At 69.7% G+C, this 16,947-nt stretch carries 17 protein-coding genes; 7 read left to right on the top strand and 10 right to left on the bottom strand.

Features of this window, described 5'->3' with window-relative positions:
• Positions 1-65: 65 nt before the first annotated feature.
• On the top strand, positions 66-341 hold the full coding sequence (locus tag AC1VVG_RS25520) for a CppA family protein (RefSeq protein WP_034191604.1): 276 nt from the start codon (positions 66-68) through the stop codon (positions 339-341).
• Between the two features lie 81 nt (positions 342-422).
• On the opposite strand, the gene AC1VVG_RS25515 is transcribed toward AC1VVG_RS25520, so the two are convergent.
• The gene (locus AC1VVG_RS25515; RefSeq protein WP_034191699.1) at positions 423-1,907 is read right to left on the bottom strand and encodes an aminotransferase-like domain-containing protein; all 1,485 of its coding nucleotides are present in this window, start codon (positions 1,905-1,907) and stop codon (positions 423-425) included.
• A gap of 203 nt (positions 1,908-2,110) precedes the next feature.
• Between AC1VVG_RS25515 and AC1VVG_RS25510 the strand changes: the two genes are divergently transcribed.
• Positions 2,111-2,461, top strand: a complete 351-nt coding sequence (locus AC1VVG_RS25510) for a hypothetical protein (RefSeq protein WP_069705283.1) — start codon at positions 2,111-2,113, stop codon at positions 2,459-2,461.
• Positions 2,462-2,590: 129 nt separating this feature from the next.
• Here the strand turns inward: AC1VVG_RS25510 and AC1VVG_RS25505 are convergent, their stop codons facing one another.
• The 7 genes from AC1VVG_RS25505 to AC1VVG_RS25475 form a co-directional block, all read right to left on the bottom strand.
• Positions 2,591-3,013 (bottom strand): DUF6691 family protein, encoded by a 423-nt coding sequence (locus tag AC1VVG_RS25505; protein WP_034191606.1) that lies wholly within the window; start codon positions 3,011-3,013, stop codon positions 2,591-2,593.
• A gap of 1 nt (position 3,014) precedes the next feature.
• Complete coding sequence (locus tag AC1VVG_RS25500; protein ID WP_049030563.1) at positions 3,015-3,449, bottom strand: YeeE/YedE family protein; 435 nt, start codon at positions 3,447-3,449, stop codon at positions 3,015-3,017.
• On the bottom strand, positions 3,439-3,789 hold the full coding sequence (locus AC1VVG_RS25495) for an ArsR/SmtB family transcription factor (protein WP_049030564.1): 351 nt from the start codon (positions 3,787-3,789) through the stop codon (positions 3,439-3,441). The genes AC1VVG_RS25500 and AC1VVG_RS25495 overlap by 11 nt, the downstream gene beginning before the upstream one ends.
• Before the next feature lie 253 nt (positions 3,790-4,042).
• Complete coding sequence (locus AC1VVG_RS25490; RefSeq protein ID WP_034191609.1) at positions 4,043-5,311, bottom strand: NAD(P)/FAD-dependent oxidoreductase; 1,269 nt, start codon at positions 5,309-5,311, stop codon at positions 4,043-4,045.
• Complete coding sequence (locus tag AC1VVG_RS25485; RefSeq protein ID WP_012338331.1) at positions 5,308-5,541, bottom strand: 2Fe-2S iron-sulfur cluster-binding protein; 234 nt, start codon at positions 5,539-5,541, stop codon at positions 5,308-5,310. The genes AC1VVG_RS25490 and AC1VVG_RS25485 overlap by 4 nt, the downstream gene beginning before the upstream one ends.
• The gene (locus AC1VVG_RS25480; RefSeq protein ID WP_482836605.1) at positions 5,538-6,665 is read right to left on the bottom strand and encodes an NAD(P)/FAD-dependent oxidoreductase; all 1,128 of its coding nucleotides are present in this window, start codon (positions 6,663-6,665) and stop codon (positions 5,538-5,540) included. The genes AC1VVG_RS25485 and AC1VVG_RS25480 overlap by 4 nt, the downstream gene beginning before the upstream one ends.
• Positions 6,662-7,594, bottom strand: a complete 933-nt coding sequence (locus AC1VVG_RS25475; protein WP_482837215.1) for a 4-hydroxyproline epimerase — start codon at positions 7,592-7,594, stop codon at positions 6,662-6,664. The genes AC1VVG_RS25480 and AC1VVG_RS25475 overlap by 4 nt, the downstream gene beginning before the upstream one ends.
• A gap of 251 nt (positions 7,595-7,845) precedes the next feature.
• Between AC1VVG_RS25475 and AC1VVG_RS25470 the strand changes: the two genes are divergently transcribed.
• From AC1VVG_RS25470 to ilvD, 5 genes are all read left to right on the top strand, one after another.
• Positions 7,846-8,766 carry a dihydrodipicolinate synthase family protein gene (locus AC1VVG_RS25470; protein ID WP_034191611.1) on the top strand — a complete coding sequence of 307 codons (921 nt, stop codon included), beginning with the start codon at positions 7,846-7,848 and terminating at the stop codon, positions 8,764-8,766.
• A 232-nt stretch (positions 8,767-8,998) separates the two neighbouring features.
• The gene (locus AC1VVG_RS25465) at positions 8,999-10,624 is read left to right on the top strand and encodes an APC family permease (RefSeq protein WP_482836603.1); all 1,626 of its coding nucleotides are present in this window, start codon (positions 8,999-9,001) and stop codon (positions 10,622-10,624) included.
• 76 nt (positions 10,625-10,700) lie between these two features.
• Entirely contained in the window at positions 10,701-12,293 is a 1,593-nt protein-coding gene (locus tag AC1VVG_RS25460; RefSeq protein WP_034191613.1) for an aldehyde dehydrogenase (NADP(+)), read from the top strand.
• A complete protein-coding gene (locus tag AC1VVG_RS25455; RefSeq protein ID WP_482836602.1) occupies positions 12,286-13,308 on the top strand; it encodes an Ldh family oxidoreductase in 1,023 nt (340 codons plus the stop codon). Before AC1VVG_RS25460 ends, AC1VVG_RS25455 begins: the two co-directional genes overlap by 8 nt.
• Before the next feature lie 270 nt (positions 13,309-13,578).
• On the top strand, positions 13,579-15,438 hold the full coding sequence (gene ilvD, locus AC1VVG_RS25450) for a dihydroxy-acid dehydratase (protein ID WP_034191615.1): 1,860 nt from the start codon (positions 13,579-13,581) through the stop codon (positions 15,436-15,438).
• 126 nt (positions 15,439-15,564) lie between these two features.
• On the opposite strand, the gene AC1VVG_RS25445 is transcribed toward ilvD, so the two are convergent.
• Complete coding sequence (locus tag AC1VVG_RS25445) at positions 15,565-16,377, bottom strand: SH3 domain-containing protein (protein WP_034191616.1); 813 nt, start codon at positions 16,375-16,377, stop codon at positions 15,565-15,567.
• Positions 16,378-16,420: 43 nt separating this feature from the next.
• A complete protein-coding gene (locus tag AC1VVG_RS25440) occupies positions 16,421-16,846 on the bottom strand; it encodes a hypothetical protein (protein ID WP_034191617.1) in 426 nt (141 codons plus the stop codon).
• Positions 16,847-16,947: the final 101 nt, after the last annotated feature.

Below are 16,947 nucleotides of genomic sequence, written 5' to 3'. Positions count from 1 at the left end.
GCTTGCGGTCACCGCAAACACTGGTTATATTTACAGTACTGTATTTATGAACAGTGAGGTGCGAGATGGAACATCTGGTCCGTATCGTCAACGAAGCCGATCGCCAAGTGCTGGCATGGCTTCGCGCCCAGGTCGGCGATGCCCGCGTCGAGCGCGCGGCTCGCCAGCTCGGGCATACGCGCAAGCCCTTTCCGTCCGCCGTGTGCCGGTATCTGGGCATGAGCGCGCCGGCCACGCTGCGTCAGGCCGACCGGCCGCGCGCCGCACGCGATTTCTCGGTCGGCGATCGCTACCTGTCGCTGATCCGCCAGCACCTCGCCACACATTCGGCCAGCCGATGAAATGGCGGCGGCTTGCCACTGCGGCGTCTCGGCAAGCCGGAGGGCTCGCGTATTCGCCAGTCCGGCCGGTTGCCGCCGCGCCTATGCTGCCGCCGTGGCTTCCCGGACGAGGCGGCCGAGCGTTTCGAACGCCGCTTCGTGCGCCGCATCGAACACGCGCGTGCAGGCCAGCCGGATATAGCCGTCGAAGCGGTCGGAATTCGAGAAGATCGACCCGGGCGCGATCCTGATCCCGCGCGCCAGCGCGGCATCGAACAGCGCCTCGGAGCGCACGCCGTCCGGCAAGGCGATCCACAGCAGCATCCCGCCCAGCGGCTGGTTCATCCGTGTGCCGGCCGGGAAATGTCGTGCGATCGCGTCGATCGTCACGTCGCGCTGCACACGCAGTTGCTCACGAAAGCGATGCAGATGGCGGTCGAACGCACCCGAGCCGACGAATTCGGCCGCCACGGCCTGCAACAGCGCGGCGTTGTGCCGACTATGCGCGAACTTCAGCATCCTCACGCGCGCATGCCAGCGTCCCGCACTCATCCAGCCGAGCCGCATCCCGGGAGCCAGCACCTTGTTGAGCGACGGGCAGTAGATCACCGTGCCGTCGCGGTCCCATGCCTTGACCGGCTTGACCGGCCAGGGCGCTTCGACGAGCTCGCGATACGGCTCGTCCTCGATCACGGCCACGCCTTGGCGCGAGCACAGCGCGACGAGCGCGGCCTTGCGGTCGTCAGGCATCACGCAACCGAGCGGGTTCTGCAGGTTCGGCACGACGACCACGGCCCGAATATCCGGATACACGGTCAGCGCCACTTCGAGCGCCTCGATCGATAACCCGGTCGTCGGGCTCGCCGGGATTTCCAGCGCACGCAGGCCAAGGCTTTCGAGCAGCTGGATCAGACCGAAAAAGGCCGGCGATTCGATCGCGATCGTGTCGCCGGGGCGCGCCACCGCGCGCAACGCGAGATTCACGGCATCGACGCCACCGCTCGTCGACATCACGTCGTCCGGCGTCACCGTCACGCCATACGACAGCGCGCGTTTGGCCATCGTCTGCCGGAATTCGGGCGAACCGCCGACAGGCCCCGCGTCGGTGAGCAACGTGGGTTTGCGCCGCAGCAGCCGGATGGCCAGAGCCTGCAGGCGCTCGGCCGGATACAACGTGGCGAGCGCAGATGCGCCGCCGAAATTCAACGCGTCGGGCACCGTGTTCGCGCGATCGATCACGCGCGACACGCGTTCGTGCAGGCCCGCGAACGGCGGCTCGACGCGCAACGGCGGCCCGTCGCTTTCCGGCAGCATGGCGAGCGTGGCCGCCGCGCGGCGCCGCACAAAGTAGCCCGACCGCGGCCTCGCCTCGCACCAGCCCGTATCCTCGAGCCGCCGATACGTCTGCGTGGCGGTCGACAGGCTCACGCCGTGCTGCGCCATGAACGCACGCACCGACGGCATCCGGTCGCCGGGCGACAGCGTGCCGGCCGCGATGATGCGCCGGTAATGCTCGGCGAGCCGTTCGTAAAGCGGCTCGCCGCCCAGCGGTAATGGCGTACGGGAAGTGTCGGTGAAAGGCGTCATCGAACGATCGTGCCCGCGCGGCCCAGCGCGCGCCAGATACAGATCCGCGAAAAAACCGCCGATACAGCCGTACGAAATCGACGCTTGCACCGCAACAGATTCCCGTCCCCTGAATCTGTCGCGACTGCGCCCGTTTCCCTAACCTGACTGCACGCAATCGCTTCGCCATCGCGAGGCCGCGCAACCGGGAAAAAGGAATCGCCATGCGGACGCAACACATCCGGCTCGACGCAGGACAAAGCCACTTTGCGTGGTTCGACAAGGGCAGCCAGGTGATCGTGCTGGACGGCGCGCTCGCGGTCACGTTGCGTCACGACGGGCTCGAGTGGCTGCCCGACGCGCCGCAATACATCCGTCGCGTGCTCGACGAAGGCGAGTGTCTGACGTTCGACACGGCCGGCCACGTGGCGTTGTCGGCCGGCGGGGCCGGCTCGGTCAGTACGACGGTCGTGGCGCCCTCGAGCCCGCGAGGTTTGCGCGCGGCGTGGCGCGGGCTCCTGCGCCGGCTGTCCGGGCGAGTGCGTGGTGGCCGTCACGTGCGCGAGCATTCCTGATATCGGAACCTGCCCCGCCTCGATACGCGGTTGGCAGATCCCCCATCATCGCAGCCGACCGAAGGACGCGTTCGGCTCCATGCCGCCTTGCGACCGCCGCAACCTGCCCGGCATGCGGCGGCGGCCACATCAATGGCCGTTCCGGCGGCGCTCGACCCATTCGAACATCGCCATCCCGGCCAGCATCGCGACGACGAACGCGATCCCCTTGACCGACCCGAAGCCGATCGACACGATCGCGGGCCCCGGACAGAACCCCGCCATCCCCCAGCCGATACCGAACACCGCGCTGCCTGCGACCAGGCGCACGGTGATCGCGCGCAGCGCCGGCAACCGGATCGGCAGGCCGAGCCACGACCGTGTCCGGCGCTTCGCCCACGCGAACGCGAACACAGCCACGCCCGTCGCGCCGGCCATCACGAACGCGAGCGACGGATCCCAGCGGCCCGCCAGGTCGAGAAAACCGAGCACCTTCTGCGGATTGGCCATGCCCGACACGATGAGGCCGACGCCGAACAGCAGGCCGGCCAGAAACGCGAATGCTGCCTGCATGTCAGCCTCCCAGCACGTGCAGCCGCACGAAGACGGTCGCGAAACCCGCGGCCATGAAGGTCGCCGTCGCGACCACCGACCGCAGCGCGCCGCGCGACATCCCGCACACACCGTGGCCGCTCGTGCAGCCGCCCGCGTACCGCGTGCCGATTCCGACCAGCAGGCCGGCCGCCAGCAGTTCGGGCCAGCCGGCGTCGACCTGCGGCGTCAGCCCGGCGCCGACGACGTGCATCACGACTGGCGCGACGATCAATCCGCCGACGAACGCGATACGCCAGCCGCGCTCCCCCGAACCCGCCGTCAACAGGCCGCCGACGATGCCGCTGATGCCGGCGATCCGGCCGTTGAACGCGACGAGCCACGCGGCCGCGAGCCCGATCAGCGCGCCGCCGGCCAGCGACAGCCATGGCGTGAAATGAAGCGCATCAAGCTGCATCGCGCTTCTCCTTCGCGGCCGCACCGCAGAACTGCTCGTACAGCACGCCCATCACCGCGATCGCGGCCGGGCTGTCGAGCGAATAGTGAATGTTCTTGCCGTCGCGGCGCGTCCGGACCAGCGCGTTGTCCCGCAACACGCCGAGTTGCTGGGACAGCGTCGGCTGGCGGATGTCCAGCCGCGTTTCGAGATCGCCGACGCAGCGCTCGCCCTGCGACAGTTCGCACAGCAGCAGCAGCCGGTCGGGATTCGACAGCACCTTGAGGAGCGCGCACGCCGATTCCGCGGCGGCGCGCATCTGATCGGGCTCGGGCAGCCCGGCGGGAAGCGCGTCGTTCATCGAGGCAGGACATCAATTAAAGAATCAATATTATATCAATCTATATATTATTGACACCTACCGCGTGCCTGCTAACACCCTCGCCGTACACCTTTACCGGTATCGAACCCGTCGATCGCAACGATCAGAAAGCACGGAACGACGATCGAGTGCCTGCGCGCCCGTGCGGCGCCGCAAGTCGGCGGATGGGAGAAAGTGAAGGTCGAGTAATCGGGGCGGCCCGGCGCGAACCGGGCCACCCCGACGCGCAGCGTCACGCGCCGTCGCAGGACGCCGTGCCGTCGAGCATCAGCGTGCCGACCCGCGCGGGCACGAGCGGCGTACGCGGCACCGGCGGCGTCCAGCCGAACAGCGCTTGCGCGGCCGCGCCGCATACGCGGCCCTGGCACGCCCCCATCCCGCAACGCGACTGCAGCTTCGCAGCCGTCCAGCCGGGCGCCTGCGCGACGGCGCCGAAACGCACATCCTCGCAACGGCACAGCAGCGTCTCGGGCCGCGCGAGCCGGCGAACCGGCTCGCGGATCGCAAAGCGCTCGCGCACGGCATCCGCAAAAGCCTGCCAGTGCGCGCGCCGTGCGACGCGCGCGGCCAGTTGCGCCGTCTGCCCCGTCGCCGCCAGCCCGGCGATCTCGCCTTCGACCATCGCGAGTTCGCTGCCGCCGACGCCCGTGCACTCGCCGGCCGCGAAGCAGCCGTCGCGGCTCGTCCGCTGGTGCGCATCGACCGCCACCGCGCCGTTCTCGATCCGGCAGCCGAGATGGCTCGGCAGCACCGTATTCGGCACGAGGCCGAAACCGCACGCGAGCCGGTCGCAGTCGACGTCGAACGCGCGATCGCCCTGACGGATCCGTACACGTTCGAGCCGCGTGTCGCCGAACGCCTCGACGACGTGCGCATCGGGCCGGTACACGGCCGTGACGAGCTTCGCGGCCTGCGCGAGCTTCGACGGCCAGCGCCACAATCCCGCGCCGAAACCGGCCACGTCGCCCCATGCGGCCTGTTCGAGCACGTGCGACACGCGCGCGCCGGCCTGGCGGGCCGTCGCCGCGCTCGCCAGCAGCAGCGGCCCGCTGCCTGCGACGACCGTGCGCTGCCCACGCACGTCGAGGCCGTACTTGATCAGCGCCTGCAAACCGCCCGCACCGGTGACGCCCGGCAGCGTCCAGCCCGGAAACGGCAGCAGCAGCTCACGCGCGCCGCAGCAAAGAATCAGCGTCCGGAAATCGAGCAGCAGCCCGCGTTCGTCGTCCTCGAGCAGCAGCGTGCCCGGCTGCGTTTCGGCGACGATGCGCGTCGCCGCGAGATGCGTGACGTTCGGTTGCCGCAGCACGGCGAGCCGTTCGGCGGCGGCCGGCACCGGCGCGGCCGCCGCCCCTTGCCGCCAGATCTGCCCGCCCGCGCGCGGATTGTCGTCGACGATCGCGACCGTCGCGCCGCCTTGCGCGGCGGCCCGTGCGGCCGACAACCCGGCCGGGCCCGCGCCGACGATCGCGACGTCGACGCTCAGTCGTTCCTGTTTCATCGCGTACGCTCCACCTGCATCCCGTCGCGGCACAGCGTCTGGCAAGCCAGCCGGCGCCGGCCGTCGATCGTCATCCGGCATTCCTGGCAGATGCCCATCCCGCAAAACGGCGCACGCGCCGCGCCCGTGCACGACACGCGGGTCGTGTCGTCGCCGCTCGCCGCGACGGCGGCCGCGACGGTCGCGCCGTCGGCCACCGTCAGCGCGCGGCCGTCCAGGTGAATGATCATGAAAGCGCTCCGGCTACGGGGGACGTCGTCAGGAAACGTCCCGGCAAATACGGTTCGACATCGATCGGCGGCCGCTCGCCGGCCATCAGCGCGGCGACGAGCCGCGCGCTGCCCGGCGCGGTCGTCACGCCGAGCCCTTCGTGCCCGACCGCGAGCCACACGCCCGGGCGCGCCGGGTGCTCGCCGAGCAACGGCAGGCCGTCGGGGCTCGCGGAGCGGAAGCCCGTCCACGATCGGATGCCGTTCAGGTCGGCCAGACCGGGCAGGTAGCCCACCGCGCGGCGCAGCATCCGCGCCAGCACGGGCGGCTCGACACGCGCATCCTCGGTGTCGAACTGGCGCGACGAGCCGATCAGCAACTGGCCGGTCGGCCGCGGCTGCACGTTGAACGCGACCGACGTGCCGTCGCTCGCATGCGCGCTTGCCGCATAACCGAGCTCGACGAGCTGGTGCGACACGTGGCCCGGATAGCGATCGGTAATCAGCAGATGGCCCTTTTTCGGGCGCAGCGGCAACTCGGGCAGCAGCGTGCGCGCCGCAACGCCGTTCGCGACCACCACACGCTCCGCGCGCAGCGTGTCGCCGCTCGCGAGCGTCACGCTCGGCCCGTCGACGGCGACGGCCCGGTCGCGGCGCAACGTGATGCGCGGTGCGCGCTGCAACAGCCAGGTCGCGGTCACCGGCGCGTAGAGAATCGCGTCGCCCGGAACCTTCAGCGCACCGCCGAGCCCCGTGCGCAGCATCGGCTCCAGTCGCGCGAGCGTCGCCGCGTCGATCAGCTCGCCGGCCACGCCGTGCGCGGCAAGCGTCGCCTGCTTCGCGCGTGCCAGATCCATCTCGTGCGCATCGGCCGCGAGCCACAGCGTGCCGCAATCACGGTACGCGCAGCCTTCGGGCATCTCGCCGCTCAACGCCCGCCACAGTTCGATCGAGTAATGGCTCAGCGCAAGCTCGGCCGCGTTGTCGTCCATCGCGACGAGGTGGCCCATGCCCGCGCCGGTCGCGCCGCCGCGCGCATCGTCGACGACCAGCACGCGCAGCCCGCGCTGCGCGAGTTCGTGCGCGCACGCCGCGCCGACGATGCCGGCGCCGATCACGACGACGTCGGTCTTCATGTCGCTCACGACCCGATGCCCCAGCCGAACGGATCGTCTTCCTCGATCAGCAGCGTCGCTTCGGCGCTCAGGTGCGCGCTGCCGCGAATCGTCGGCACGATGCCGCCGTCGGCCTGCTCGTAGCTGGCGTGGAACACGCTGCCGATCACGCTCGCCTGCCGCCACACGGCGCCCGGCGCGAGCTTGCCGTCGGCCGCGAGGCACGCGAGCTTCGCGCTGGTGCCGGTGCCGCACGGCGAACGGTCGTACGCGAGGCCCGGGCACAGCACGAAGCTACGGCTGTCGTGCTCGGGATCGTCGGCGAACAGCTCGATGTGGTCGATCTCGCCGCCGTTCGCGCCGGTGATGCCCGCGCGTTCGAGCCCTTCGCGCACGGCCGACGCGTACGCGGCGAGCGCCGCGACGTTGTCGCCGGCGACGCGCTGCCCGTGGTCGCTGATCAGGAAGAACCAGTTGCCGCCCCACGCGATGTCGCCCTTCACGGGGCCATATCCCGGCACGTCGAGCGCGACGCCCTGCGCATGGCGATACGCGGGCACGTTGCGCACGCTGACCGACAGGTCGTCGTGCAGCGTCGCCTCGACGGTGCCGACGGGCGTCTCGATCCGGTGCACGCCGGGTGCGATGCGGCCCATGTGATGCAGCGTGCGCACGACGCCGATCGTGCCGTGCCCGCACATCCCGAGATAGCCGCTGTTGTTGAAGAAGATCACGCCGGCCGCCGCATCCGGCGACACGGGTTCGCACAGCAGCGCGCCGACCAGCACGTCGCTGCCGCGCGGCTCGAGGATGCACGCGGTGCGGTAACGGTCGTGCTCGCGCGCGAGCACGTCGCGGCGCTCGGCCATCGTGCCGCTGCCGAGCGACGGGAAACCGGACACGACGAGCCGAGTGGGTTCGCCGCCCGTGTGCGAATCGATGATCTGGATGCGCTTCATCATGAGCCGTCCGAAGTGGGGAAAGGAGCATAGCTTCCTCCGTCGCGCGTCCGTCCGCTTGTGGCTTTTCGATGAGGACGACGACGAAATCGGCATAGTGCGGCGCGCCCCTCGCGCCCCTGCCGGCCGCTGTGCCGATTTCGTCATTTTGCTCCGCGATACGACTCAAGCGTGATGGGCGTTTGCGCGGCGATACTGGTTGCCACACCGACACCCCTGTCGGCCGACCGATACGAACGTAGGAGATTTCAGTGAGCCGCAAAGCCATTCAGTGGACCGGGGTTTTCCCGGCCGTCAGCACCCAGTTCAAGCCGGACTTTTCCCTCGACATCGACGCCACGCACCGCGTGGTCAAGAACCTGGTGAACGACGGCGTGTCGGGCCTCGTGGTCTGCGGCACGGTCGGCGAAAACACGTCGCTGTCGACGAGCGAGAAGCTCCAGGTGATCGAGGCCGCGCGCGACGCGGCCGGCGGCAAGATCCCGGTGATCGCCGGCATCGCCGAATTCACCACCGAATTCGCGCGCAACACGGTGCGCGAAGCGCAGCGCGTCGGCGTCGACGGCGTGATGGTGATGCCCGCGCTCGTGTACTCGGCGAAGCCGCACGAAACCGCCGCGCACTTCCGCGCGGTCGCGACGAGCACCGACCTGCCGGTGATGGTCTACAACAACCCGCCGATCTACAAGAACGACGTGACGCCCGACGTGCTGATCGCGCTGCAGGATTGCGAGAACATCGTCTGCTTCAAGGATTCGTCGGGCGATACGCGCCGCTTCATCGACCTGCGCAACGCGGTCGGCGATCGCTTCGTGCTGTTCGCGGGCCTCGACGACGTCGTGGTCGAGAGCATCGCGGTCGGCGCCGAAGGCTGGGTGTCGGGCATGTCGAACGCGTTCCCGAAGGAAGGCGAGACGCTGTTCCGCCTCGCGAAGCAAAAGCGTTTCGACGAAGCGCTCGCGCTGTACCGCTGGTTCATGCCGCTGCTGCACCTCGATGCCCGCCCCGACCTCGTGCAGTGCATCAAGCTGTGCGAAGAACTGGTCGGCCGCGGCAGCGCGATCACACGTCCGCCGCGCCTCGCGCTGCAGGGCGACACGCTCGCCGAAGTGAAGGCGATCGTCGCGAAGGCGCTCGACACGCGCCCGGCACTGCCCGACGTCGGTCTCTGATCGACGCCCCCGCGGCGGCACGCAGGCTTCCCAGGCCGCACGCCGCCGCCTCCGGTCCGGCATTGGCCCGCGGGCCCGTTTGCGCCGGCGCCCGCCCGCGCCGCACGTGAACGGCCCGCGGCCCGCCCCGGTCGTTCGAACCGGGCGACGCCGGCCGGCCGGCGTGCGCGCTGCTCCGTCGGAGCGCGCGCAGCTCGCGCCGGCACCGCCCTTCCCCCCAGGAGACAAGCCCATGCCAGGCCAAGGCAACGCTCACCCGTCTGTCCCGCTTTCCCGTTCCGCGGCCCCCGACGCGGGTCACGGCAAATTCAAGAAACAGCTGTCGCTGACCGATCTCACGTTCATCGGTCTCGGCGCCATTTTCGGTTCGGGGTGGCTGTTCGCCGCGAGTCACGTGTCGACGATTGCGGGCCCGGCCGGCATCTTCTCGTGGCTGCTCGGCGGCTTCGCGGTGCTGCTGCTCGGCATCGTCTACTGCGAACTCGGCGCCGCGCTGCCGCGCGCCGGCGGCGTCGTGCGTTATCCGGTGTTCTCGCACGGCCCGCTGCTCGGCTACCTGATGGGCTTCATCACGCTGATCGCCTTTTCGAGCCTGATCGCGATCGAAGTCGTCGCCGCGCGCCAGTACGCGGCCGCGTGGTTTCCGGGCCTGACGGCCGAAGGCTCGAGCGACCCGACGACGCTCGGCTGGCTCGTGCAGGCCGCGCTGCTCTGCTTCTTCTTTTACCTGAACTATTCGAGCGTGAAGACGTTCGCGAAGGCGAACAACATCATCAGCATCTTCAAGTTCATCGTGCCGCTCGCGGTGATCGGCGTGCTGTTCACGTTCTTCAAGCCCGCGAACCTGACCGTGCAAGGCTTCGCGCCGTTCGGCATGCCGGGCATCGAGATGGCCGTGTCCGCCGGCGGCATCATCTTCGCGTACCTCGGGCTCACGCCGATCGTGTCGGTCGCGAGCGAGGTGCGCAATCCGCAGCGCACGATCCCGATCGCGCTGATCCTGTCGATCCTGCTGTCGACACTGATCTACGTGCTGCTGCAGCTCGCGTTCATCGGCAGCATTCCCACGGCGATGCTCGCCGCCGGCTGGCACGACGTAAGCAAGGCGTTCTCGCTGCCGTACCGCGACATCGCGCTCGCGCTCGGCGTCGGCTGGCTCGCGGTGATGGTCGTCGCCGACGCGATGATCTCGCCGAGCGGCTGCGGCAACATCTACATGAACGCGACGCCGCGTGTCGTCTACGGCTGGGCGAAGACGGGCACGTTCTTCAAGGTGTTCACGCGCGTCGACGAAGCGTCGGGCATCCCGCGTGCGGGCCTGTGGCTCACCTTCGGCCTCGCGATCTTCTGGACGCTGCCGTTTCCGTCGTGGGAAGCGCTGATCAACATCGTATCGGCCGCGCTCGTGCTGAGCTATGCGGTCGCGCCGGTCTCGGTCGCCGCGCTGCGCCGCACCGCGCCCGACCTGCCGCGGCCGTTCCGTGCGAGCGCATTCGGCCTCACCGGCCCCGCTTCGTTCGTGATCGCCGCGCTGATCGTCTACTGGTCGGGCTGGAGCACCGTGTCCTGGCTGCTGGGCCTGCAGATCGCGATGTTCGTCATCTATCTCGCGTGCCGCCGCTGGGTGCCGACCGCGCACCTGAGCCTCGCCGAGCAAGTGCGCTCGTCGACGTGGCTGATCGCGTTCTATGCCGCGATGATCGTGCTGTCGTATCTCGGCGGCTTCGGCGGCACGGGCCGCCTCGCGCATCCGTACGACACGGCCGTCGTCGCGGCCGTCGCGCTCGTCATCTACTACTGGGGCGCCCGCACCGGCGTGCGTGCCGACAAGCTGCGGCTCGACGACGACGAGGACTGACGCGCCCGCGCCCTTTTCCATGCTCCCCGCGGCCGGGCGCACCACGCCCGGCCCCTGCTTTTTTCCGAGGAAAACCATGCAACTCACAGGTCAACTGCTGATCGGCCAGTCCGCCGTCACCGGACAGAACGGCACCCTCCACGCGATCGCCGCCGCCACCGGCGAACCGCTCGAACCGGCTTTCGGCGGCGCGAGCCTGCACGACCTGGAGACGGCCTGCGCGCTCGCCGACGACGCGTTCGACATCTATCGCGAAACGTCGCTCGACGCCCGCGCCGCGTTTCTCGACGCGATCGGCCGCCACATCATGGCGCTCGGCGACGACCTGATCGAGCGTTGCGTCATCGAGACGGGGCTGCCGCGCGCACGCGTCGAAGGCGAACGCGGCCGCACGGTCGGCCAGCTCGCGCTGTTCGCGTCGCTCGTGCGCGACGGCGGGTTTCTCGACGCGCGAATCGATCCGGCGCGCCCCGAGCGCAAGCCGCTGCCGCGTGTCGACCTGCGGCTGCGCAACGTCGCGGTGGGGCCCGTCGCCGTGTTCGGCGCGTCGAACTTCCCGCTCGCGTTCTCGGCCGCCGGCGGGGATACGGCGTCGGCGCTCGCGGCCGGCTGCCCGGTGATCGTGAAGGCCCATTCCGCGCATCCGGGCACGTCGGAACGCGTTGGCCGCGCGATCCAGCAGGCCGCCCGCGAATGCGGGATGCCGGCCGGCGTGTTCTCGCTGCTGTTCGACGCATCGCGCGAGATCGGCCAGGCGCTCGTCGCCGATCCGCGCATCAAGGCCGTCGGCTTCACCGGCTCGCGCCGCGGCGGCGTCGCGCTGATGCATATCGCGGCCGCGCGCCCCGAGCCGATTCCGGTCTATGCGGAAATGAGCTCGATCAATCCCGTGCTGCTGTGCCCCGCCGCGCTCGAGGCGCGCCACGAAACGATCGCGCCGCAATTCGTCGCATCGCTCACGCTCGGCGCCGGCCAGTTCTGCACGAATCCCGGCCTGGTGCTCGCCGTCGACGGCCCCGCGCTGCGCGCGTTCGAAGCCGCGGCGGCCGATGCCGTGCGCACGGCGGCCGCACAGACGATGCTGACGCCGCCCATTCATGCGAGCTATGCGCAAGGCGTCGCGGCGCTACGCCATCACGATGCGGTCGAGCTGCTGGCCGAAGGCGTGGAAGGCGGCCGCCATCAGGCCCGTGCGGCGCTGTTCGCGACCTCGGCCGACGCGTTCATCGCGCACCCTGAACTGCGCGACGAAGTGTTCGGTCCCGCATCGCTGATCGTCCGCTGCGCGGATGCCGATACGCTGCATCGCGTACTGAAGTCGCTCGAAGGCCAATTGACGATCGCCGCGCACCTGGCCGACGGCGACGCGGCGCTGTTCGCCGCGCTGCGCCCGACGCTCGAACGCAAGGCCGGCCGCATTCTCGTCAACGGCTTCGGCACGGGCGTCGAAGTCGGCCACGCGATGGTGCACGGCGGCCCGTTCCCGGCGACGTCCGACACGCGCACGACGTCCGTCGGCGCACGCGCGATCGAGCGCTTCCTGCGCCCGGTGTCGTACCAGGACGTGCCGGATGCGCTGCTGCCGGACGCGCTGCGCGACGGCAATCCGCTGCACGTGCCGCAGCGCATCGACGGCGTGCCCGCGCCGCGCGAGGTGAATCATGACTGAGCAAACCGCCGAAGTCGTCCTGTCGCTCGATGAAGTCCATGCGCTCGCGCTGCGCGTGCTGACGCACCACGGGATGTCCGACGCGCATGCGCGGGCCATCGCCAGCGTGATCACGCAAGGCCAGCGCGACGAGTGCCATTCGCACGGCGTGTACCGGCTGCTCGTCTGCGTGCGCTCGCTGAAAAAGGGCAAGGTCGATCCGCAAGCCGTGCCGACGCTGCGCAAGCTGTCGTCGTCGATCGTCTCCGTCGACGCGCATCGCGGCTTCTCGCTGCTGAGCTTCGAAACCGGGCTGCCGGTGCTCGTCGAGATGGCGAAGCAGCACGGGATCGCCGCGATGACGATCAACCACTGCTACCACTTCTCGGCGCTGTGGCCCGAAGTCGAGGCGATCGCGGCCGAAGGGCTGGTCGGCATCGCGATGAACCCGAGCCATAGCTGGGTCGCACCGGAAGGCGGCCGCGAACCCGTGTTCGGCACCAATCCGATCGCGTTCGCGTGGCCGCGCCCGGGCGGCGAGCCGTTCGTGTTCGATTTCGCGACGAGCGCGATCGCGCGCGGCGACATCGAGCTGCACGCCAAGCAGGGCAAGGCGATTCCGTCGCACTGGGCGATCGACGCCGACGGCCGGCCGACCACCGATCCGAAAGCCGCGCTGCAGGGCGCGATGCGCACCTTCGGCGGCCACAAGGGCTCGGCGCTCGCGGCGATGGTCGAATTGCTCGGCGGCGCGCTGATCGGCGACATGACGAGCCGCGAATCGATGGATTTCGACGAAGGCGTCGGCGCGACGCCGTGCCACGGCGAGCTCGTGATCGCGTTCGACCCGAAGGTGTTCCTCGGCGACGATCTCGACGCGGGGCTCGCACGCGGCGAACGGATGTTCGAGTCGATCGTCGCGCAGGGTGCGCGGCTGCCGTCGCAGCGGCGCTTCGACGCCCGCGCGCGCAGCATCGCGAACGGCGTGCGGGTTCCGAAGGCACTGTACGACGAGATCCTGACGCTGCTCGACTGACGCCCGGGCGCGGGGGCGGCGCGCATTCGTCGTCGACGCGCAGGCGTCTGCGCCGCTTTCCGAACCGGCCAGGCGGGCAGCACGCCGCCGCCCCGCCCGTCGCGCGGCACCGGCCCGTCGCCGGCCCATGGCCGCCACGCCCGCGGCGGCTGTGGGATAATTGACGGGTTTGCCCAGGGCGCAGCTCAAGAGGTTGTTCGCACGGGCGCGAGAGAGGCCTTTATTCCCGTGCCTCCACCCTTTTCCCGCGATCTTTCTTCAGCAACCACAATGCCCACTTACCGTTCCAAAACCTCCACCGCCGGCCGCAACATGGCAGGTGCGCGCTCGCTGTGGCGCGCCACCGGCATGAAAGACGACGATTTCTCGAAGCCGATCATCGCGGTCGTCAACTCGTTCACGCAGTTCGTGCCCGGGCACGTGCACCTGAAGGATCTCGGCCAGCTCGTCGCGCGCGAGATCGAAGCCGCCGGCGGCGTCGCGAAGGAATTCAACACGATCGCGGTCGACGACGGCATCGCGATGGGCCACGACGGCATGCTGTATTCGCTGCCGAGCCGCGACATCATCGCCGACTCGGTCGAGTACATGGTGAACGCGCACTGCGCGGACGCAATGGTGTGCATCTCGAACTGCGACAAGATCACCCCGGGGATGCTGATGGCCGCGATGCGCCTGAACATTCCGGTGATCTTCGTGTCGGGCGGCCCGATGGAAGCCGGCAAGACGCGTCTCGCGAACCCGGTCACCAAGGCCATCGAAGTGAAGAAGCTCGACCTCGTCGACGCGATGGTGATCGCGGTCGATCCGTCGTATTCCGACGCCGAAGTCGCCGAAGTCGAACGCTCGGCCTGCCCGACCTGCGGTTCGTGCTCGGGCATGTTCACCGCGAACTCGATGAACTGCCTGACCGAAGCGCTCGGCCTGTCGCTGCCCGGCAACGGCACCGTGGTGGCCACGCACGCCGATCGCGAACAGCTGTTCAAGCGTGCCGGCCGCCGCATCGTCGAACTGACGCGCCAGCACTACGAGCAGGACGACGAACGCGTGCTGCCGCGCTCGGTCGGCTTCAAGGCGTTCGAAAACGCGATGACGCTCGACATCGCGATGGGCGGCTCGACCAACACGATCCTGCACCTGCTGGCGATCGCGCAGGAAGCCGGCATCGACTTCACGATGAAGGACATCGATCGCCTGTCGCGCGTCGTGCCGCAGCTGTGCAAGGTCGCGCCGAACACGAACAAGTACCACATCGAGGACGTGCATCGCGCCGGCGGCATCATGGCGATCCTCGGCGAGCTCGACCGCGCCGGCAAGCTGCACACCGACGTGCCGACCATCCACGCGCCGACGCTGAAGGACGCGCTCGACCAGTGGGACATCGTCCGCACGCAGGACGAAGCGGTCCGCACGTTCTACCAGGCCGGCCCGGCCGGCATCCCGACGCAGGTCGCGTTCAGCCAGAACACGCGCTGGCCGAGCCTCGACCTCGATCGGGCCGAAGGCTGCATCCGCTCGTACGAGCATGCGTTCTCGAAGGAAGGCGGCCTCGCCGTATTGACGGGCAACATCGCACTCGACGGCTGCGTGGTGAAGACGGCCGGCGTCGACGAGAGCATCCTCGTGTTCGAAGGCACGGCACATGTGACCGAATCGCAGGATGAGGCAGTCGAAAACATCCTGAACGACAAGGTCAAGGCCGGCGACGTGGTGATCGTGCGCTACGAAGGCCCGAAGGGCGGCCCCGGCATGCAGGAAATGCTCTACCCGACCAGCTACATCAAGTCGAAGGGCCTCGGCAAGGCCTGCGCGCTGCTGACGGACGGCCGCTTCTCGGGCGGTACGTCGGGCCTGTCGATCGGTCACTGCTCGCCGGAAGCGGCAGCAGGCGGCGCGATCGGCCTCGTGCGCGACGGCGACAAGATCCGCATCGACATCCCGAACCGCACGATCAACGTGCTGGTGTCGGACGAGGAACTGGCGCGCCGCCGCGAGGAGCAGAACGCGAAGGGCTGGAAGCCGGCGCAGCCGCGTCCGCGCAAGGTGTCCGCCGCACTGAAGGCGTACGCGAAACTGGTCATGTCGGCCGACAAGGGCGCCGTGCGCGACCTGTCGCTGCTCGACGACTGACGCAAAGGGCGCATGCCGGCGATCGGTTGCCGGCCACGCAACCGACCGCAAGCCCGAATCGAAAGCCGCTCTCCGGAGCGGCTTTTTTTCGTCCGGCGCACGGGGAGATCCGCGGCGCCGGCGACGTCAATGACGGAATTCCTCGGGGCCGCCACCGCCCCCGCCACCTCCGCCGCCGTGGTTACCGCCACCGTTTCCGCCGCCTTGAGGCCGCGCGTAACCGCCGCCGCCCCCGCCTCCCTGGCGCACCGGCGGCGGCATCGGCCGCGCCTCGCCACCCGGCGCGGGCTGCGGGCGCACCACGGCCGGCGGCGGGTTGGCGGGACGCGCGTTGCCCGCGCCTCCCGGCATCGGTGAAGGCGCCGGCGCTGCCGGTGGCGGTGTGCGAATCGCGCCGTTCCAGCCGCCGCGTGCGGCCGACGGCCGCGCGTCGTGCACGGGCGGCGGGCCGCCCGGCGCACCCTGCATCGGCCCGCCCGGCTGCGGACGGCCTTGTCCCGGCGGCATGCCGCCGGGGCCGAGCCGCGGCTCCGGACGATGCGCCCAGCGATCGCGGTCGTGGTACCACGGCCGGTGCCGGTAATAGCGATCCCAGTACGCGGCGATCGCGAATCCCGTCACCGGGACCCCGATGATCGCGCCGTATTCGAGCAACGGTACGTAGCTGCCCTGGTACGGATATTCGAGCAACTGCGCATCGATCCAGCCGCGCACGCCCGGCAGCGCGACGTCGCACCACGAGTAATCGCTCAGGCAGCCGAATACGTCCAGCGCGGTATCGGGCGGGATCTGCGCGACCACCGGATAATCGGGCGCCGGCCCGGCAAACAGCTCGGCCGGCGAATTCGTGTAAGCGCTGCTCTGCGCGTCGGCCATGCCCGGCGCGGCCGCCAGGCCCACCAGGACGACACACAGGCTGCGGACAAACGTGTTTCTCATGATGCTCTCCCGCGCGGTGCCGCCGCGCGCCGGCCGATGCCGATCAGTGCCGATGGCCGCCGCCCCAGTGGCCGCCACCCCAATGCCCGCCGCCCCACGGACGATGCCAGTAGCCGCCGCGCCCGCCCCAGTATCCGCCGCCGCCCCAGCGGCCCCAGAAGCCGATCGTGACGGGTGGCCCGTACCAGCCCGGGTAATACGCGGGGGCGTAGTATGGATACGGCGCCGGCACATAGGCCGGCGCGACATATACCGGCGCCGGCGCTTCGACGTAGTCCGGGGTGGCTGGTACCGTGGAAGGGGCCGGACCGGGCGTGGCCGGCGCAACCGGAATTTCACGCTGTGACACCGTCGCGGGCGCCGGTGCGTAATAAGGCGCATAACCGTACGGGCTCGTGTAGTAGCAGCCGCCGAGCGTCAGCGCGGCCAGCGCGATGACGGCAGGCCTCGCGGCGGGAATCGGGTTCATCTCGTGCTCCGGCAGAATCCGCGCGCCGCCGGGCGCGCGCCTGACTCTAGCTTACGTCCCCTGCAGATTTCCGCGCGTATGATCGGTTACTTTTTGTTTCC

It is taken from the genome of Burkholderia sp. L-4 (genome assembly GCF_056856535.1).
The sequence above is the reverse complement of the archived record's forward strand: the minus strand, read 5'-3'. Positions and strand labels throughout refer to the sequence as shown.